We start from the raw sequence: 18,836 nt of genomic DNA, 5'->3' as shown, positions 1-18,836 counted from the left end.
TTGACATATTATGTCGCGCTGCTATTGTTACTAGACATAATATGTCAGAGAGGACACTTATGAACATTCATACGATCGCCAACCACCTTAATCAACTGGGTGATAACAGCCATACCGGTTTTCAATTTGACTGTTATCCCATTGATGGCGAAGTCGAAGTATTACAAGTCAATGTGGTAGGGCGTGAAGAGTTACCTGTATTTGTGTCGGTTACCGATGATCAAGTGCTATGCATCAGCTACTTATGGGATGAGCAAGAAGTGGATCAAAGCAAACGTACGGACATGTTGCAAACCATGCTCGAGCTGAACATTCCCATGCCATTATCGTCGTTTGCCAAAGTGGACAATAAATACGTCGTGTTTGGGGCTTTATCGTCCTCATCTAGCATGGAAGACATTGAACACGAATTGGCTTTGCTATCCGACAACTGCCTAGAAGTTATCGATGAAATGGCTGGCTACTTGAAGTAATTAAACCGTTGTAACGAATTTATAGAGAGGGGAAAACCCAAATGAGTATCTTAAACAAATTAATGACAGCCCTTCGAGGCGGCGCTCGTGAAGTTGGTGAGCAAATTGTAGATGCCAACTCTACCCGAATTTTTGAGCAAGAAATTAAAGACGCTGAGAACCACCTGACCAAGGCCAAACGAGAACTGACCGATGTCATGGCTAAAGAAATGCAAGCCAACCGCGAAGTGGATCGCATCAAGCGCAGCATTACCGAACACGAAGGTTACGCGACGCAAGCGCTGCAACAAGGCAACGAAGCCTTAGCACTGGAAGTGGCTGAGAAAATCGCTTCTCTTGAAGCCGAACTGGCTGAGCAACAATCGGCACTGGATAGCTTCAGCGCTCACGCTCAACGCTTAAAAGAGTTGGTGAAGAAAACCGAACGCCAACTTGCGGACTATCAGCGTCAACTGAGCATGGTAAAAACCACAGAAAGCGTGCAAAAAGCTACGGCCACCATTACCGACTCTTTCGCCAGCAGTAACTCGAAACTGATGAACGCCAAAGATTCATTAGAGCGCATTAAACAGCGCCAACAGAACTTTGATGATAAACTTAAAGCGTCAGAGCAGTTGCAAGAAGAAAACAGCGAAAAGAGCTTAATGGATAAATTGTCCGCTGCAGGAATTGGCGAGCAAAAAACCAGTGCCAACTCTGTGTTGGATCGCTTAAAAGCTAAAAATGGTGCAGAATAAGCTATGAGCTTTTTTAAAAAGCTGTTTGGTGGCAAAGATGAGCCGGCGCCTCGCCAGCTCAACCACCCCTCGGCACTCAATCAGGGCGATATGATTGTCCTTGATGACAGTTTTGCGTTACCGCCGCAACTGCGTGGTCAACAGCTCAAGGTGGAAGCGGTGCATTGTTATGAATACAAGCATCAGCGTTCACCAGAGTGGTTACTGCGCGGTAGCGGCACCCATCTAATTTTTCTCGGCGTCGAAAATGATGACCAAGAATATTTGACCCTCTCCATTAAACTAACCCGAGCTGAAGTGGAATCCTTGTTCGACATGGAAGCCTTTGCCGACGTATTTGAAGAAGACGTTAGGGCGGAATTGCAACCCGAGTCATCGGATCCCGAGTTAAGCGGTTGGTTTGCTGGACATTATCGCAAAACTGATCACGCGGACTTTGGCTATTTCCACCGCCAAGACTATCGTCAGTCTCCGCCGCCACAAGACAGTAACCTGAATCATGGCGAAGCGTTTGAAGGCTACCAGTTGGTTAACGATGAAGACACTCATGCCATTGACATCGAAGTTTATGAGAATGGCGAAACCGACGTATTGCTGACTTTGTATCGCCCCGTTTCTGACATTCGTGAGTATTGGCCATCATGAGCAAACCCGATAAGCCTAAAAGCGATTTACCGGAAAAATGGCAGGCAGGACAGCGTGCAGCAAAAGCGACTCAGGTCGCTTTTGATCTTGATGAACAGTTTCAGCATCATATTCGCCGCGAAGCCCTTGATGCCGGCTTAAGCCCTTCCGATCAAATTCGCTCAATACTTGGCTTAAGCGTTAACCGACGCCCGAAACGCCCTCGCCTAACGTTAACCCTAAACCCTGGTGACTATGAAGAGCTGGCAAAAAAGTATCAGCTCGACCCTAATGATCAATTAGAAATAAAGAAACAAGTGCTGGCGGATCTGATACGCTATGTTGAAAAGAACTAGTTAAGTGAATACAAGTCCATGGCAGGCACGCAACACCCCAAGGTAGAATTTCAGCTAACCCCAGTCGAAATCGCTATGATGGTTTTATCCGTCATTGCAGTCGTCGTCGTTTGGACCATGACCTTTCACGACATCGGCGTCGAAACCTATCGCTTGCTGTTTTACATCGACACCGGCATTTGCATTATCTTTCAAGCCAAGTTCTTTGGTGGTCTCTTTCGCAGCTCCGATAAAATGACCTATATCAAACGCAATTGGATAGATTGTGTGGCCAGTATACCCGCCATTGAGCAACTTCGATTTGCTCGAATATTCCAAATATTGCGCGTTATTCGTCTTATTCGTATGAGTCGTTCAATATTAGTACCACTGATTCGCCAACGCGCCCAAACCAGTATCATGGGGTTAATGCTAGCCACCCTCGTACTGGTGAGTTTCAGCTCAATATTGATTTTATTAATTGAAGGCGGCAATCCTGCATCGAATATTAATACCGCCGAAGAAGCCTTGTGGTGGGCATTTGTGACCATATCCACCGTTGGCTATGGCGACTACTACCCTTCCACAAGTGCTGGGCGCATCCTCGGCGGCTTGGTGATTATTGGCGGTGTTGGCTTTTTTGGTGTGGTATCGGGTTACGTTGCCTCCTTGTTTGTTCACCCCGATCAGGAAGAAAGTATTAATGCGTACGAAGAACGCACCAATGCCAAATTGCAAAGCTTGTTAGAAGAGTTGCAAACGAATCAGCAAGCCATGCAACAAAATCAAACCAACATGGAAAGCAACCAGGCTGACATTCAAGCCCAACTCAATGAAATAAAACAATTATTACAACGCAAATAATTTGGACAGTGTGGGCTGGTTACATTATCGTTATTAACTAAGCAGTAACAATGGATTAAATGCGATGAACTCGAGCGTCCACACCAGTTCGGCACCATCCTCGGTAATCAATAGGTGGCTAACCCCTCTGTTAGCCCTGCAGGCTTTGTTGTTCAGCGTTTGTGTTGCTGCAGAGATTGATTGGAGCGACTATGACAGCCAAACACTTTCGACCCAAAGCATTGAAGTAAAAGAGAAAATAGATTCGCTGCCAGAGCCTCATTTAGCCAGCAAGCGCGACCTTTCCCACGCCGCTAACTTACTCAGCTATACCTTCAGCCAAGTTGCTAGCCAGCGCGGTGAATTGTCAGAATCGCTGAAAAGTTACCATCAACTACCTTCCGAGCAAAAACAATCCGCTTGGGAGCAAATCGAAACCCAAAAACTCAGCCTAGACAGCTTAAATCACAGTAAGGCATGGCTGCTTAAATACGTGAGCAGCGATGTAAACAATCGCTATACCGGATTTGGCCCCGATGGCGTGCGTCAACTCTGGCAAGAAGCCGCCGTAACTCAAACCATTGTTCGATACCAGTTTATCGCCCAGCTAAGAAACCTAATTACCTTTGCTCAAGACTTGCGCGTATCTCCTGTGCCGGCCATTTTGGTGGTAATAAAGATTCTGCTGGTGTTTGGAGTTTTGAAATTTTGGCTGAAAGCGGGACACAACTTCGTTATTTCTCGATTAGAGTTGGCCAAGCAGCACCCAAGGCGCAAAGAAAGCTTAAGCACCACTTTTTGGCGTTATGCCAATCGGATCCACAAACCATTGGCGTGGTTGATTGCGATACACATTGTACTGCTGATTTTACTGGAACTGCCTGGCTTTAGCGGTCTCAGTTACGTCGATATTATTGTGCGTTGGAGTTTCACGGCTGTTATTGTCATTAAGCTGGTCACCGAATTTGCCTCGTTCCACAGTCACAGTAATAACATCAGCGGCATTGTACAGCTTAGAATGAGTACCATTAAGCTTTGGGTTTGGACCGGCGTTTTTGTTGGCATTATCTTAACCTCTACCAAGCTCAGCGTTAACGAGGGCACCATATATTCTTGGGTCCAATCCAGCATGCTGTTGATATTTTTGGTCATACTCGTAAAAACCTTAGTCAGTTGGCGCAGCGTCGTTTTCCAGCAAGTGAATAAGATGGAAGACGCCCCCCCTTATATCCATTGGGCCATCGACCACCAAAAGCATTGGTTACTAAGCCCGGTAGCCACCGCGATAGGCATGGTGGTGCTGATTCGGCAACGACTGTTCTTTGAGCTCTACCAAAACCTGTCCCAGTACCAGATGTTCAAGCACGCTTTGGCTTACTTATTTAGAGTGGAAGTGGCCAAGCAAAGCCAAATCGCTGAAGAAAGCCAACACATGAAACGCATAAAAGGCGACGAGGCGTTTAACTACATTGCCCCCGGTCATCAAGACAGCACTTTGGTCGAAGACTATGGCAAAGAGCAGTTGAACGAATTGTCACGCTACGTATTGGCCAATATTCCCGCCATGGTAATGGTATGCAGCGAGCGCGGTTTAGGACTCACCACTTTCTTAAAGCGCTTGTTGTACCGCAGCAAGTCAGAACACGGCTATTACATTAACTGCCCTCACGGCGGCTTTAATGAGCTACTCAAAGCAATTAAAGCCGAACTAGGGATGCCTGAAGACGCCACCGAAATCGAGTTGGTGAAACATCTGCGCAAGGCAGAGCATCGCATTTTGTTGTGTATCGATAATTCGCAACGACTGGTTAGCCCAAAAGTCGGCGGTTTAAGCGAGTTAATGAAGTTTACCAAGCTGGTTCGCCGTGGCAGAAACAATCACGGTGTAGTGCTGGGTATCGACCAATCCACCTGGCGCTTTATTGACCGAGCGCGAGGCGAGCGTCTGCTGTTTGATAAGGTGTTAGCCTTACCCCGTTGGAGCGAGCAACAAATTGCTGACTTACTGCAAACCCGCATCGCCAAAGAAGGCGAGCACGCCATTAGCTTCGCCGGACTCAAGCTACCTAAACAGTGGGACGAGCAAGATTTAACCGAAGAAGAGCGCGCGGAAATGGGGTTTTATCGCATTCTATGGGATTACTCCGACGGCAATCCAACCGTAGCATTACGCTTTTTTAGAATGTCACTGCATCGCGACAAAACCGATGATCAGGTTTATGTACGCATCTTCAAAGCGCCGGATGCAAAAGAGCTGGAAACCATGCCTAAGCCAATGTTGGCGGTGCTAAGGGCGATTGTCCAGCTGGAAGTCGCCTCCGCTGAAGAGTTATCGGATTGTACTCAGCTGAGTTTTTCAGAAGTGCTTAATACCCTGCGTTACTTCCAAAATCGCGGCTTCATTGAACTGCTAGATGACAAAGCGAAAATATCATCCCACTGGTTTAGGTACATTACCGACACCTTGCATAACCAACATCTTTTGGTGAAATAAATGACGCGAATAGTTTGGCTTATTAGTGCAGCAATACTCGTAAGTGCAAGTCCTTCTGCATATGCCGAAGATGGCGGAGCAAACCTTGATAACCTGGCAGAAATCGCCAATCTCATTCGTTGGAGTGGCGTTGCTACCTCCATGTTGGTGGTGCTCATTGCTTGGGGGTTACTCAAGTTTACCCAGAACATCGTAGACAATATTGGCAGTCAGTTCGCACAACGACGAATGTTAGCCCAAAAGCTGCAATCTTTTTTCCAGTTTTTTGTGTACATGACCGCGGGCATTACGGTGTTCATGTTGAGCTTTCGAGTCGACGATAGAGTTCTGGCGCTGATTGGCGGTACCTTAGCGGTTTCGGTAGGCTTCGCTATGAAAGATCTCGCCGCATCCTTTATTGCCGGCCTTACGGTAATGATTGACCGCCCCTTTCAAGTGGGCGATAGAGTCACTTTTGAAGGGCACTACGGCGACATCACCTCCATTGGTCTGCGCTCTGTTCGAATGCGCACCTTAACCGACGACATTATTACCATACCTAACAGTAAATTTTTAAGTGATGTGGTGGTGAGTGGCAACTATGGCGCCCTAGACATGCAGGTATCCATTCCGTTTCATGTGGCGTTAGATCAAGACCTTACATTGGCGCGAGACATTATTCGAGAAGCAGCGGCATCGAGTCGTTATATTCATTTACCCAAACCCATTGTGGTATTAGTTAAGCAAGAAATCAGCGATACCTATTTCGGCATCAAGCTCACGCTCAAAGCCTATGTGCTGGATACCAAATATGAGAAATTATTTGAAACCGACATCACCCTAAGAGTGATGTCGGAATTTAAGAAACAGGGCATTATGGCTCCAAGCATTAACCAAACCACTCAGCTGGTTAATGGCGAAGGCATTACATCCAAGGATTAGCGCCGCTGCGCTTTCTTGGCTTTGGCAAGTAAGCAATAATAAGGCCGAGTATGATACCCACGCCGGCTATCATGCCGCCTTCGCGCCACATGGCGAACTCTTCGTCATTGCGCACATCCGCCAGAGCCTTTTCAGCCACCTGTTGCGATTCAAGTGCCGCCGCTAACGACCGTTTGGTTTTGGCTAATTCAGCCTTAGTTTGTGACAACTCGCTGTCTAGATCCGATTTAACCGTTTGCAATTCATTGAGCGCTTGCTGGGCTTGCTGCGCTTTAGCGTCGGCAGCTTCTTTGGCACTATTGGCATTACTTACTTGATAACGAAAGCTCTCGCTATTGCTCACGTATTCACTGGGCAGCCAACCTTCACGGCCTTTGTGATCTCTTATTTTTACGTAATCGTTTTGAGTTTCGTTTAAGAGCGTAATCTTTTGCCCAGTTTCAATGGTGCCTAAGATTCGATATTGATTAGAAGGGCCAGCTTGCAAATACACATAGACGTTGTCAGAGATGTAAGCATCTGCAGCAACAGCGCTCATAGAGGTGAGTGAGGCACTGCCAATAAACATCAGCGCTAATGCGGTTTTTCGAGTTAGTTTCACGTTCTTTAGACTCTCAAACTAATGGATGAGCCCATGCTAGGCAGTTCGACGCCAATATGCAAGAGGGGAGCCGTTTTGGCTCCCCTCTTTTGAAGTGGATCAACACTGATTAACTGAAGATGCCTTTAATCATGAAGAAGAACATGATTGACAGGCCAGCACCCGCTGGCAGCGTAATAACCCAAGACACTACGATGTTACGCACCACACCTAAATTCAGTGCCGCAATACCGCGTGCCATACCAACACCTAATACCGCGCCTACCAAGGTTTGCGTGGTAGAAATCGGTAGACCGGTACCAGAGGCAATCACCACAGTGCTCGCTGCAGCAAGCTCTGCCGCAAAACCACGGCTTGGGGTTAGGTGAGTAATGTTCTTACCAATGGTTTCAATCACGCGCTTGCCGAAAATAGCCAAGCCCATAACGATACCAACAGCACCTAAAGGTAAAATCCAAGGCGCAAGCTGCGCTTTAGCACTGATGTCATGGTTCGGGTCGTTAACAATCGATACCACAGCTGCCAAAGGACCAATGGCATTGGCCACGTCGTTTGAACCGTGGGCAAACGCCATACAACAGGCGGTAATAACCATTAAGATCGCAAAGATTTTCTCTACGTTATGGTAATGATCATCACGGGTGGCTTCCATGTTTACCTTAACTCGGCTAATAAAGTACTTACCAATGCCCGCAACGATTAGACCAATTAAGATGGATAGCGTAAAGGCTTCGAAGTTGGAGAACTTAATACCAACGTGCTTAAGACCCTTGGTGATGGTTACCAGCGACATAATAAAGCCGGCAAACATCATGTAAATAGGCACGTATTTCTTAGCCGCTGCAAACGGATCTTCTTTATCAAAAATCAAATTCTGTGCGGTTTGGAATATCAGATAAGCAATGATGCCCGATATGGCTGGGGTCACCACCCAAGAGCCAACAATACCGCCCACTTTGCCCCATTCAACTGCTTCAGTACCAACACCTACAGCGGCAAAACCAACAATGGCGCCAATAATGGAGTGAGTGGTTGATACCGGCCAACCTAAATATGAGGCTAATACTAACCACAAACCTGCCGCAAGCAAGGCCGAAATCATACCAAAGACAAGCAGTTCAGGTGTTTCTACGAAGTAACCCGAGTCAATAATGCCTTTACGAATGGTGCTGGTTACTTCACCGCCCGCGAGATAAGCGCCCGCGAACTCAAAGATCATTGCAATTATAATGGCTTGCTTGATTGTAATTGCTTTTGAACCAACGGAGGTACCCATTGCATTAGCAACGTCATTGGCACCAATACCCCACGCCATTAAAAAACCAAACAGCGCTGCAAATCCGATTAACCAGTAACCGTGGGTGGCTAAAACATCTACCATGTTAATTTACCTATTATCTTCGGTTAAGGATTAAGCTCGAGCCAACATCAGCTCAAGACGAGAACCTACGCGCTCAGCCAAATCGGCTAAGTCGCCCGTCCACTCAATGATTTTATAAAGCACAATGACATCCACAGGATTCATGTCTTTTTCGATTTCAAAGAGGCTTCGACGCAACTGAATTTGCATGGCGTCGGTGTCGTCTTCAATGCGATCAAGGCGTTGGATCATCTTAGCGACCAACTCAACTTCACGGCCTCTAAAGCCTGACTCTAGCAACTCGTCCAGCTCGTTAATGGCTTCGTGCGCTTGCTCTACTGCATCGATACAACGCTTGGTATAGGCCAAGAAGTCATTTTCTAGACCTGCCGGAATCTCAAGTTCGCGACCAATCATTCGACCTGCGATGTCTTTCGCTTTGTTGGCAATTTTGTCTTGGTGGGTTAATACTTCCAAGATATCGCCTCGCTCAACCGGCATAAATAAGCCACCAGGAAGTGACATACGCAGGTCGCGCTTAATAACGTCAGCATCTTTTTCAAGTTTGCTTACTTTATCGCGATACTTGTTTGCAGCCGCCCAATCCTTAGCAATAACTGCTTCTAAAAAAGGGATTAAGGTGTTGGTGCACTCTTTTACCGTATTTATATGTTCTTGGAGCGGTTTAATAGGTGACTTTGCAAAGACACCTAAAATAGAGTTTACTGGCATAGCCGTTACCTATTTAGTGATTAAATTTCATTTCCCATCGGAAATTTTGGCGCAAGTTAACACAAGCGATTACTAAATAAAACCGATTAAATTGTTAAATGCAAGTTAATGAAATGGCGCGATAAGGTAAGAACTGCTGAAACTCTTGCTGTATGCAGGATTGCTAAGATTACTAACAAATGAAACCTGCATGATGCTTTTATGACATTATCGAGAAATTGTGACAAATGAGCCAAACCGAAGTTGAACTAAAGCTACTTATAAACAAAAAACACAGGCAAAAACTCAAGGATCAGGTACCTCAACTCGGGGTGACTGTCGATGAGAAAGTACTTCATTTGCGCAACACCTACTTCGACACCGACGCACTGCAGCTTCGACAGTGGCACATGGGTCTTAGAGTTCGAAATGGCGAAGGCATCAACGAGCAAACCATTAAAACCGCCGGCCAGGTAAGTGGTGGGCTGCACAGTCGCCCAGAATACAACGTACCCATTGCCGGTGAGTTACCCGATTTAGCTCAATTTGACAGCAGCATTTGGCCTAAAAACGCCGATATCGCGCAGTTGCAACAGCAACTAACACCTCTATTTAATACCGATTTCACCCGCCATTTGTGGCGCCTTCAGGTTGAGCAACAGCAGCTGGAGGTGTGCTTGGATAGCGGCGCGATAACCTGTAATAACACCGAGTTACCCATTAGCGAGGTGGAACTTGAACTGATTGATGATGACCCAGCTGTTTTATTTAACTGCGCAACAATGCTTGCTGAGCGGGTGCCATTGCGTTTGGGGCAAGAAAGCAAAGCTAAGCGCGGTTATCAACTCGCGGCGCAAGCGTTCGATGCCTATCTTACCGACTTGGACTTTATTCAACTCAGTGACGACCTATCACCCGCGCAAGCGTTTAAAAAGCTGGTCATGGCCGGTTTAGAGCGCTGGCAACAATTGGAGCTCATGCTTGAGTCCTATCCTAGTCCGAGCCTATGGCAAGACTTACGACAAACGCTACGCATGTTAAAGCTGGTACTGACGCAATTTCAGCAACTCGATGAGCAAGCGAGGCAGCTGTTTGCTTGGTTTGAAGGGCAACTTAGTTTTGTAGACAAAGCGAGCGCCCTCACCTATGCATTAGATATCAACAGCAAAAGCCTGCGCAAAAAGCTGGACCCTGAGCAGCTTAATGCGGCCATGAGCCAGGCGCTGGCTAACTTGCAACTGGAGCAGCGATTAGCGGGGTTGCTTGAGGCGCTTCAGTACGGGCAATTACAGCTGCAATTATTGAAACTGGCCAGTATTGCTCAAATAGAGACCGACAGTTCGGATTTACGCCAGCATGCCACCCGCTTTCAGGCGGACTCTTGGCAAAAAGTACAACAGTTGATGCCCATCGACACGGATTTAGATAAAGACGATTATCTGGCATTTGCCGCGCCGCTAGAAAAAAGCTTGTTGGTTGGCGTGAGTTACGGCGAATTGTACGGACACGCCGGGCGCGACGAATTTCGCTTACCTTGGAATGACATGGCCAAAGGCATTAATGAGCTGGCCTGTTACCAAGCCATTCGAGAGCAGGCGCAAGCCATTGGTGTGGATATTGAAGCCTGGCTGTCGCGCAAAGAAGCGTCTTTGGTGTTTGCCATGGAGCAGTCGCGTCGCAGCGCCTTAGTGCAAACGCCTTATTGGCAAGCCTAGTGCTTTTGCTGGCCTATTAGAGCGCGCTGCGAACGCCAATTTGAAAGGTGCCGTTGGACAAAAACTGCACCGCTTGTTGGCGTTTTTTGCCCACCAGTAAGCTGCCATCGTCCATGAACAAAAAGGCTTTCCAGCAGCGTTTAAAGACCGCCCATTGGGTTTCGATAACGGTTTTCTGGTCCACGCAATAGTACACCACGGTGTTTTCATCCCAGTCGAGATGCTCCAATATCTGTTCAGGCAAAGACGCGTGTTCGCTATCGAACAAAGCTTCCCAATCACCGCTTTCCTGCCAGTTGGTGACATTAAAGGGCCAGTCCCCCTTTTTGAAAAAGTCGGGGTGATCCACCTGTTTGCTGATGAGCTGTTTCCACAATTGGGTGGCACGAAACTCGGTCATAGGCTTAATAAGTGCTTTATCGTCGCCACTCACGCCAACATCGTTGCGGTTAAACATCCAAGCATTTTTAAAATCCGCCAGCGCCAAGTAATTGCTCATCGACTAACTTCCTTGTTCCGAATTTTGCTGCTGAAGCTTAGACACATGCTGTGCGGTGTCTTGCATCAGCTTAAGTGCTTGCGTAAGCACCTCGATACCGGCATCGGCTTTGTGTGCATTTTCGCTAAGGTGACGACGCCACTGACGACCACCCGCCTGCCCTTGAAACAGACCAATCATATGCCGAGCAATGTGATTCAGACGACCACCGGCTGCTAAGTGTTGCTCTATGTATGGAATCATCTGCTCAACCACGTCAATGCGAGACATCACGGCTGCGCTGTCACCAAACAGCTCAGAATCCACTTGCGCCAGCATATAAGGATTAGAATAGGCTTCGCGCCCCACCATCACGCCATCCACATGCTCAAGGTGCGCGTGCGCCGCTTCAAAGCTGGTAATGCCGCCATTAATGGCAAGGGTGAGATGAGGAAAATCCCGCTTTAACTGGTACACCCGAGGATAATCCAACGGCGGTATTTCGCGATTTTGCTTAGGGCTTAACCCTTGCAACCAAGCTTTACGAGCGTGAACCGTAACCTGCTCCACGCCAGCGTCCGCCACAGTGCCGATAAAGTCGGTTAAAAATTGATAAGAATCTTGCTCGTCAATGCCAATGCGACACTTAACCGTTACCGGAATGTCCACCACGTCCTGCATGGCTTGAGTGCACTCAGCCACCAGCGCCGGCTCCGCCATTAAGCAAGCTCCAAAGCGACCGTTTTGAACCCGATCCGACGGGCAACCCACATTCAAATTAAGCTCATCATAGCCACGCTGCTGAGCAATGCGAGCACACTGAGCCAACGCTTGCGGATCTGAGCCCCCAAGCTGCAACGAAACCGGATGCTCCTGCTCGTTAAACTGCAAATAGTCGCCCTTGCCAAACAAAATAGCGCCGGTGGTCACCATTTCGGTGTACAGCAACGCCTGCTTAGACATGATGCGCGCCATGAAGCGGTAATGGCGGTCGGTCCAATCGAGCATTGGCGCCACGGAGAAACGGTGGTGGTGCATTATTCGTGGTTTTCTTTGATTTCCGAGGGTTTGAGGGAGATCGCTATCTGTCATATTCAAGTTTATTTAGTACCGTTTTTGTGTATTTTTGCTATATTGGTTCCCCAATAGTCCCCCTCCGATATGGGGAACTTTGTTTGTGTAAGGAACCCAAATGGCATCATTCCACATTGAAAAACGACCACGTTCAGATGGCTCCGTGCGCTATCGATGCAAAGTGGTCGTAAAAGCGAATAACAAGATTATACATCGCTCAAGTAAAACTTTCAGCAAGCATGCACACGCCAAAACATGGGGTAAACGCATGCTGGATGAAATCGAATTAAATGGGTTGCCAGGTTACACAAAAGAAACACCAACTCTTGGGGAACTCATTCAAGCCTATCTTACCGATCCTAACTTGTCGCAAAAGATTGGTAGAACCAAAAAATATGTTTTGGAAATGGTCGTCGATTGCGACATCGCTTCAATAAAAGCGGACGAGCTTACCACTCAGGATTTCATCGCGCATTGTCGTTTTCGTGCCGCGGCAAACACCGCACCAAAGCCAGCAACAATCTACCACGATGTAACTTATATCAAGAGTGTGCTAAAGGTTGCGAAACCGTTGTGGGGGTACGACGTAACTTATCAAGTCGTTGAAGATGTCCTTCCGACATTATTTAAACTGGGTTTAGTCGCTAGAAGTGAAAGGCGAACGAGAAGACAAACCCCAGAAGAAGAGTTATTAATATCTGAAGGTTTAGCCGAACGTGAAGCTACAGCTAAACGATTGGGTGCAAGAGTAAAGAATCCCATACCTTTTAATGATATTTATCAGTTTTCATTACTCACTTGCATGAGGTTATCGGAAGTTACTTCAATAACTTGGGAGGACTTGGAGCAAGATAAGAGGCTAGTTATGATCCGAAACCGTAAGGACCCAAGAAAAAAAGCAGGGAACCATATGTGGTGCCCGTTACTTGGAGATTCTTTCGATATCGTAATGCGACAAACGAAGGTTCCTGGAGACAACCGAATATTCCCGTTTAACTCTAAGTCGGTCGCAGCTGGCTTTCAAAGAGTAAGAAACAAATTAGGCATTAAAGGTTTGCAATATAGAGATCTAAGGCGAGAAGGAGCGAGTAGACTTTTTGAGCTTGGCTACTCTATCGAAGAGGTCGCTCAGGTCACTGGACATAGAGACTTGAACGTTTTATGGAACATATATACTCAGCTCCAAGCGCATCGGATCCACGATAAAAAGACGCGATAGAGCTATTAATTAAGGTGCATATAAGCGGCGGGTTCGAGCCCCGCCGCCTCCACCAACTCAAGAGCCACTAAAGGCCAACAAAACAAAGGGTTAGCGACTGGCGACCGACAGCTAAACCACCGGAAACCGTCGCACAATTCGCACCATTTTCGCACCATTTGAGAAAGCTCCTTGATTAGGAGCTTTTTTGTCTACAGTATTCCACCCGCTTGCAAGGTGGCGTCGATGGACTTTAAGAAAACTAAATTAGAGGTTGATAGCGTTAACCCATCAGGCAAGTAAGCGATGTCTATTCTTAGCGTCGCTTTTTCCTCACTGTTAACTGGGCTCCTTGCTCGTTTTACAGCGTAAGTATTATCCACAATACTACCCGTTGCTGTTGCACCAAGACGCCACACATTAAGCGTCGCAACATTGCCCGCCGAATTATAGACGGTAGAGCCACTGATTTTTACCACCCGGTAATACATTTGCCCAGTATCGATAGCGCTGGGCGTTAGCCAGTTACCAGCAGCAAGCCATGAGCCCGGTGAAGGCAAGCCAGTCGATAAACCTCGAATGTGTATGCTCGAGCTGCCTAGCGTATCGGCGGCAGTAATAAGCCTAAAGATTCTGATTTGGGCTTCGAGATCAACATTATCCGCAACGTTAATGTCAGTGGCCGCAATGGAATCTGTGCTACCTGCTAGAGCATCGCCGTATACGTAATGCCAGCGAAGCCCCTGCATGTCACTTGGTGGCTGATATTCGCTGCTTATGACATCAGCGGTATCTTTATAGGCAAACACTTTGCCAATACTCTCCAGTGCAGAGCCGCCGGTTTTAACACCTTGGATTGGGCCAATCGATTCAAAGTTTGAACCACCTACTTTCACCCCTTGTATCGGCATGATTAACTACCAAGCCGCAAGATGTTTGTTTTAAAGTGGTCGAGCGCAATGTTTTGTGCGTCACGCACATCGTCAGCATCATAGGTCAGCGTAAACGTCGAGTTTCGGTTGCCATCGACATAAATTAATGGAATGGCTCGAGAGTTTTTGGCTTCGACATTAACCCAGTATTGTACCTGGTACTCCATCTCATAACGCTGGTCATCTAATCGAACAACATCGTCTTGAATTTCATCGTATTGCGTTAGGTTCGTCGTTACGTCATTTTTTGAGACATAAGCTAAGCCAACAATGGCAGCTTCAAAGGCCAGCCCGTGGTTGTCAGTGAACGCTAAAGTTTCTGTATACATTATAAATTTTCCTCGACTATGATCGCCATATTGCCACTGTTACTGGTATCCGCTACCTCTCTAATTTCGAGCAAGTGGATGCCCGGCCATAGATAAATAGAACTTAAACCGGTCCATAGGCCGTTATTAATTCGCCGCTCGAATAAGCCCGTTGAAACGGAAGCGCTTACCCATGCCCTGCTCTGCGTTCCGCCATCTTCGTAGAACGTAATGTTTTGGTTACCAAACTCGACTATAGCTTGGTCACCAAACTCAACGCGTAATGTTACGGTTCCGCTCAATATTACTTGAGGTGGTCCTGTTACACGCTGCCAAAACGTAACCCCATTAAGCTGAAGCGTGTTGATTTCAACACCATTACGCTGTGGGTTGCTAACATCAGAGCCGTTGAGTTGAAGTATGTTTGCCACATTAACTCCTACGTTGTAATGATGTTGAGCGTTTTGGTTGAGCTGTTCCAAGAGAGCTTAACGCCACCTCGCACTGAGCTCGTTGGCGCAGGTAAACGAGCGCCGTTAAACGTGCCACTCGTGATTTTTGATGCCGCTAAGTTAGGTATCCGGCCAGTTGAAAACGTACCGGTTGTGATATCGCTCGCACTGAGTGTTACATTGCCACTGCCATCGGGTGAAACTCCGTTAACAGTTTGAACGCCACCGCCGACGGCTGATACCGTTCCTGGTTGCATCCAAGCATCGCCTTCTTTTGGTGACGTTGGTGCGGTGTCTTGGATGAATCGTCCAACGGACTCGCCGGTCGGTTTATTGTTTGGCGAATATACTCGCTCACCTTGCTCCGTTAACTCGCCTAAAGTATTAAAGTCACCAGTAAACGTCACCTCCCCAGACGAGCTTTGCCAAAAACCCAATGATGGATCGGACTCAAAATGAAGAGACGGATACGCTTGCGAGCCCTCATTTAAACCTACAGGCCCTCGAGTGGTTCGATATAACTTACAACCGCCGTAGTAGCAAAGCCCTTGTGAAGCATCTGCGCGATTAAGAAGTAAGCGAACTCTGACGTATTTCACGCCACTGCCATCTGAGCCATCGTATGGTGTGTGAGATGTTGGAATGACTATTTGGCCAGTATCTTTGCGCCAGGTGGTCTCTGAAAACTTATTGCTCGCCACAAAATATGTGGTTCCATTATTGGTCGCGATAGGCTTTTTGTCTTTATCGAAACGCTCTATTCCAAAGTAATATCGATTGGCTCCATCACCTTTAACCCACATTTCACCAAATAGCCTTTCGCCAGGTTCAACCTCTAAGAAATCTGAATAGTGAGTTTGGTATGTGGTAACCCCTAATGCTTTCCCTCCAGCAAACCCAGAACCTATATCCGGCGTTACCGCCTTATTGTAGTTCGATCCACTTTCGCCATCACTTAAGTGCTCAGACTTATACTCAACCAAGTCTTGCCAATCCCAAATAACGTTGCCGCGATTTTCATTAACGCGAACAGGGACTGAGTTATTTGAGAGGATTCGTCCAAATGCCACGGTGCGACTTGAATAGTCTCCATAGTTGTCATCAACCCACTCGCGGCTCGCTATTTGATACCAAGCACTAGGGTCGTCATTGTAAAGGCTTCTGTGGTACAAAGCTTGACCGCCAGCGCTGTTCGTGTGCATGAACTGGAAAACTCTAACGTTCGATAATTTAAACGTCACCACAGTGCCATACCCTATCGGGTAATCGGAGTTCGCGCCACCAACGCTGGATATTGAAACACCATTCGGCCAAAGTGACGCGCTGTCAGCGGCTGAAATGTTGCTCGCGATGGCTGGCGTGTATTCTTCTTGAGAATGAGTGTGCTGCTCTTGAGCTGCTCCAACATCCTGATAATCGATATCAACGTTACCATTGGCGTCTGGTTGCTTGTTGTTAACTGATTCGACGGTACCGCCACCTGCGCCTCCAACAGCGCCTGGCTTCATCCACACATCGCCCTCAACTGGGCTGTCAGGCATCGCATCTTGAATAAACCGACCTGCTTCCGCGCCAGTATGCCCATGCTCTTTATTCGCCGCACCAAAGTCACCTGCATTTGGCGCCCTAAGCGTCGTCACATCATCACTAACAGCAGCTGATTCACCCGCCCGATTGACTGCAGTGATCCAATAGTAATATTTGGTTGATGGTTTTAAATCAGTTGCAACGGCATTCACGCCTCGAGCAAACGGGTTAGCTGGTTGCTGAGCAGTTTCACTAATGTAAAACTGAAGCGATTCATCCACACTCCAGCCATGGCTTAAGCTTGCTGAGAGTTCAATGGAGTTATGAGTGACTTTTGGAATGGGTGTGATTGGGCTGTCAGGCTCGTAAATGGAAATTGTTGATGTGTGAGAGCCTGCGGCATTTCTGCCATTGGCAACGCCGGTTATCACCAGCTCATAAGTGCCTTTTTCAAGACCGGTCACCACAATCTGATTCGAGCCTGTGGTTCCGGTGAATGAGGTTTCTTCAGCGTCTGAATCAACATACACCTCAAAGCTCACATCGGCATTCGCTTCGTATTCCCACGATACCGTTGCGCTTAAATCAGGATGCACAATGTATTGCACATCGGTAATAGTACACACTATCGCGCCAGGTATACGAGAGTAGCTTTCATCCTCTACGGTTCGGTTGGTGTCAAATGGGTAAATCGCTGAGTCATACGCTCGAAGCTTAAGCTTAACCGTTCCCTTTTTGTCATCCGGCTTACGTGACTCAACCATGAATTCATGCTTGTTCAGGTTGTAATAGTCGTGAGTTATCTGGACAACATCAAATACCTCGAGCAAGGTCGCCTGCCCCATTACTTCGCACTCAAGCATCCGACCAAAGCGAGAGCGTTTCGCAAATATCTCTAGCTGCTGTGCAATCTGGTCTTTGTTGCTGATGCAATCAAACGTGACTTCGGTTTGGCTGATGCGGCCATCTTCGGCGTACCAGGCTTCCCATAAGTCTCTGTCTTCAGGCAAACGAGGGTATACAAAAATAGCCTCTTCACCTGAAAAGGAATCCGGCTTATAGCGCGCGACAATGCGGTTGTACTTATTAGACGCTTCAGGCAATTGAAGGTTAATTGCCCCAACGATGTTTGAGGAGTCCAGCTCAAAGACCGGGTTAATTTCACGCTCAACAACCAGGGCTATACGGCCATCCCTATCAACCAACGCACACCGGCTTTGCGACAACATTTTATTTAAATTGTCTTTAAACTCATCGCCTGTGGACAACGCGACGTTGAACTCAAGATAAGGGCCGGTGTAGTTGCTCGAGGTGATTTGCGTATCAAAGTAATCGCGCACCGCTTGAAAGCTCGAAGCATCGAGCAGCGCTGGATCAAAACCTGCACCGTAAAACGTGTCGGTTAGGTAGTCATAGATACAATCGGCTGGATTGTTTGACTGGCTAACGTCTTCAATCAGCAGCTTATCGATGTTGGGATAACTTTCATCTTTGAATAAATCCCAACCGGTATAAACCGCTTCGAATTCTAAGTAACCAACATTTTTACCAATGGCGCCCCCATCCCATGGTACCGGCACGCCAAAGCGCGCGCCAGGTGCACACGCTGCTGATACGTAATCAGGTACTGTAGTTTGCCGCCCAGTGCCCACGTTATAATTGAATTTTTTGCGGCCGTACTTATCACCACGAAACTCATTGGCGATGTCATTAAAGCCCCGAAGCTCATCGAACACAATGTCACGAACGGCGTAGCTGCGGCTGGTTCCCGCCGTTGCAAACGCAAACATTGAAACCAAAGTTGAGTATTTATGCGTTGAGCGGTGATACCACTTCTCACGCTTAGACCATTGTCGCGATGCGGCAAACACGCGAACCGGCTCAACCCACGCTTTACCGTAGACAACCGAAAGCGCCTTCGATGTATCATCAATCTTAACGCGACGCGCCCAGGCATCATCAAGTGATGAAATAATCGAGGCGTCCATGCTGCCGGTGGTGTCACCTAAGGTTGATGGCACAAAGACCTGGTCAATGGTTTTAGTGTTCATGG

18 protein-coding genes are annotated in these 18,836 nt (G+C 47.4%); 9 read left to right on the top strand and 9 right to left on the bottom strand.

Annotation, left to right across the window (positions count from 1 at the left end; genetic code table 11):
- Positions 1-59 precede the first annotated feature (59 nt).
- The 7 genes from CLC91_RS01795 to CLC91_RS01765 all read left to right on the top strand — a co-directional run bounded on the left by CLC91_RS01795 (position 60) and on the right by CLC91_RS01765 (position 6,427).
- Entirely contained in the window at positions 60-473 is a 414-nt protein-coding gene (locus tag CLC91_RS01795) for a YjfI family protein (protein ID WP_095497240.1), read from the top strand.
- Positions 474-514: 41 nt separating this feature from the next.
- On the top strand, positions 515-1,210 hold the full coding sequence (locus tag CLC91_RS01790) for a PspA/IM30 family protein (protein WP_095497239.1): 696 nt from the start codon (positions 515-517) through the stop codon (positions 1,208-1,210).
- Between the two features lie 3 nt (positions 1,211-1,213).
- Complete coding sequence (locus CLC91_RS01785) at positions 1,214-1,855, top strand: hypothetical protein (protein ID WP_095497238.1); 642 nt, start codon at positions 1,214-1,216, stop codon at positions 1,853-1,855.
- Positions 1,852-2,190 (top strand): hypothetical protein, encoded by a 339-nt coding sequence (locus CLC91_RS01780; RefSeq protein WP_095497237.1) that lies wholly within the window; start codon positions 1,852-1,854, stop codon positions 2,188-2,190. Before CLC91_RS01785 ends, CLC91_RS01780 begins: the two co-directional genes overlap by 4 nt.
- 18 nt (positions 2,191-2,208) lie before the next feature.
- A complete protein-coding gene (locus CLC91_RS01775) occupies positions 2,209-3,033 on the top strand; it encodes an ion transporter (RefSeq protein ID WP_095497236.1) in 825 nt (274 codons plus the stop codon).
- A 64-nt stretch (positions 3,034-3,097) separates the two neighbouring features.
- Positions 3,098-5,506: an ATP-binding protein gene (locus tag CLC91_RS01770; protein ID WP_095499893.1), complete on the top strand. Its 2,409-nt coding sequence runs from the start codon at positions 3,098-3,100 to the stop codon at positions 5,504-5,506.
- Entirely contained in the window at positions 5,507-6,427 is a 921-nt protein-coding gene (locus CLC91_RS01765; RefSeq protein WP_095497234.1) for a mechanosensitive ion channel family protein, read from the top strand. It abuts the gene before it with no gap.
- Here CLC91_RS01765 and CLC91_RS01760 read toward each other — a convergent pair.
- The 3 genes from CLC91_RS01760 to CLC91_RS01750 all read right to left on the bottom strand — a co-directional run bounded on the left by CLC91_RS01760 (position 6,411) and on the right by CLC91_RS01750 (position 9,120).
- Positions 6,411-7,028, bottom strand: coding sequence for a TIGR04211 family SH3 domain-containing protein (locus CLC91_RS01760; RefSeq protein ID WP_095497233.1), 618 nt, complete (start codon positions 7,026-7,028; stop codon positions 6,411-6,413). The two genes, CLC91_RS01765 and CLC91_RS01760, sit on opposite strands and share 17 nt — an antisense overlap.
- A gap of 109 nt (positions 7,029-7,137) precedes the next feature.
- On the bottom strand, positions 7,138-8,409 hold the full coding sequence (locus tag CLC91_RS01755; RefSeq protein ID WP_095497232.1) for an inorganic phosphate transporter: 1,272 nt from the start codon (positions 8,407-8,409) through the stop codon (positions 7,138-7,140).
- 30 nt (positions 8,410-8,439) lie between these two features.
- On the bottom strand, positions 8,440-9,120 hold the full coding sequence (locus tag CLC91_RS01750) for a TIGR00153 family protein (RefSeq protein ID WP_095497231.1): 681 nt from the start codon (positions 9,118-9,120) through the stop codon (positions 8,440-8,442).
- 227 nt (positions 9,121-9,347) lie between these two features.
- Between CLC91_RS01750 and CLC91_RS01745 the strand changes: the two genes are divergently transcribed.
- Positions 9,348-10,814, top strand: a complete 1,467-nt coding sequence (locus tag CLC91_RS01745) for a CYTH domain-containing protein (RefSeq protein ID WP_095497230.1) — start codon at positions 9,348-9,350, stop codon at positions 10,812-10,814.
- 16 nt (positions 10,815-10,830) lie between these two features.
- On the opposite strand, the gene CLC91_RS01740 is transcribed toward CLC91_RS01745, so the two are convergent.
- On the bottom strand, positions 10,831-11,313 hold the full coding sequence (locus CLC91_RS01740; protein ID WP_095497229.1) for a DUF2947 family protein: 483 nt from the start codon (positions 11,311-11,313) through the stop codon (positions 10,831-10,833).
- Positions 11,314-11,316: 3 nt separating this feature from the next.
- Positions 11,317-12,330 (bottom strand): tRNA dihydrouridine(20/20a) synthase DusA, encoded by a 1,014-nt coding sequence (dusA, locus tag CLC91_RS01735; protein WP_198950888.1) that lies wholly within the window; start codon positions 12,328-12,330, stop codon positions 11,317-11,319.
- A gap of 154 nt (positions 12,331-12,484) precedes the next feature.
- Between dusA and CLC91_RS01730 the strand changes: the two genes are divergently transcribed.
- Positions 12,485-13,585, top strand: coding sequence for a tyrosine-type recombinase/integrase (locus CLC91_RS01730; protein ID WP_095497227.1), 1,101 nt, complete (start codon positions 12,485-12,487; stop codon positions 13,583-13,585).
- Between the two features lie 191 nt (positions 13,586-13,776).
- On the opposite strand, the gene CLC91_RS01725 is transcribed toward CLC91_RS01730, so the two are convergent.
- Genes CLC91_RS01725 through CLC91_RS01710 form a run of 4 tightly spaced genes read right to left on the bottom strand, consistent with a single transcriptional unit; the run spans position 13,777 to position 18,834 of the window.
- Complete coding sequence (locus CLC91_RS01725; RefSeq protein WP_095499891.1) at positions 13,777-14,475, bottom strand: hypothetical protein; 699 nt, start codon at positions 14,473-14,475, stop codon at positions 13,777-13,779.
- Between the two features lie 2 nt (positions 14,476-14,477).
- A complete protein-coding gene (locus CLC91_RS01720) occupies positions 14,478-14,825 on the bottom strand; it encodes a hypothetical protein (RefSeq protein WP_095499890.1) in 348 nt (115 codons plus the stop codon).
- Positions 14,825-15,235, bottom strand: coding sequence for a hypothetical protein (locus CLC91_RS01715; RefSeq protein ID WP_095499889.1), 411 nt, complete (start codon positions 15,233-15,235; stop codon positions 14,825-14,827). Before CLC91_RS01715 ends, CLC91_RS01720 begins: the two co-directional genes overlap by 1 nt.
- Before the next feature lie 8 nt (positions 15,236-15,243).
- The gene (locus tag CLC91_RS01710) at positions 15,244-18,834 is read right to left on the bottom strand and encodes a phage tail protein (RefSeq protein ID WP_095499888.1); all 3,591 of its coding nucleotides are present in this window, start codon (positions 18,832-18,834) and stop codon (positions 15,244-15,246) included.
- Positions 18,835-18,836: the final 2 nt, after the last annotated feature.

The sequence above is a fragment of the Paraferrimonas haliotis genome (assembly GCF_002282895.1).
Taxonomy (GTDB): Bacteria; Pseudomonadota; Gammaproteobacteria; order Enterobacterales; family Shewanellaceae; genus Paraferrimonas; species Paraferrimonas haliotis.
The sequence above is the reverse complement of the archived record's forward strand: the minus strand, read 5'-3'. Positions and strand labels throughout refer to the sequence as shown.

Coding starts and splice junctions, on each gene's coding strand:
- CLC91_RS01710 (WP_095499888.1), bottom strand. CDS start 18,834: ATGAACACTAAAACCATTGACCAGGTCTTTGTGCCATCAACCTTAGGT.
- CLC91_RS01745 (WP_095497230.1), top strand. CDS start 9,348: ATGAGCCAAACCGAAGTTGAACTAAAGCTACTTATAAACAAAAAACAC.
- dusA (WP_198950888.1), bottom strand. CDS start 12,330: ATGCACCACCACCGTTTCTCCGTGGCGCCAATGCTCGATTGGACCGAC.
- CLC91_RS01780 (WP_095497237.1), top strand. CDS start 1,852: ATGAGCAAACCCGATAAGCCTAAAAGCGATTTACCGGAAAAATGGCAG.
- CLC91_RS01755 (WP_095497232.1), bottom strand. CDS start 8,409: ATGGTAGATGTTTTAGCCACCCACGGTTACTGGTTAATCGGATTTGCA.
- CLC91_RS01740 (WP_095497229.1), bottom strand. CDS start 11,313: ATGAGCAATTACTTGGCGCTGGCGGATTTTAAAAATGCTTGGATGTTT.
- CLC91_RS01765 (WP_095497234.1), top strand. CDS start 5,507: ATGACGCGAATAGTTTGGCTTATTAGTGCAGCAATACTCGTAAGTGCA.
- CLC91_RS01795 (WP_095497240.1), top strand. CDS start 60: ATGAACATTCATACGATCGCCAACCACCTTAATCAACTGGGTGATAAC.
- CLC91_RS01750 (WP_095497231.1), bottom strand. CDS start 9,120: ATGCCAGTAAACTCTATTTTAGGTGTCTTTGCAAAGTCACCTATTAAA.
- CLC91_RS01775 (WP_095497236.1), top strand. CDS start 2,209: ATGGCAGGCACGCAACACCCCAAGGTAGAATTTCAGCTAACCCCAGTC.
- CLC91_RS01725 (WP_095499891.1), bottom strand. CDS start 14,475: ATGCCGATACAAGGGGTGAAAGTAGGTGGTTCAAACTTTGAATCGATT.
- CLC91_RS01720 (WP_095499890.1), bottom strand. CDS start 14,825: ATGTATACAGAAACTTTAGCGTTCACTGACAACCACGGGCTGGCCTTT.
- CLC91_RS01730 (WP_095497227.1), top strand. CDS start 12,485: ATGGCATCATTCCACATTGAAAAACGACCACGTTCAGATGGCTCCGTG.
- CLC91_RS01785 (WP_095497238.1), top strand. CDS start 1,214: ATGAGCTTTTTTAAAAAGCTGTTTGGTGGCAAAGATGAGCCGGCGCCT.
- CLC91_RS01790 (WP_095497239.1), top strand. CDS start 515: ATGAGTATCTTAAACAAATTAATGACAGCCCTTCGAGGCGGCGCTCGT.
- CLC91_RS01770 (WP_095499893.1), top strand. CDS start 3,098: ATGAACTCGAGCGTCCACACCAGTTCGGCACCATCCTCGGTAATCAAT.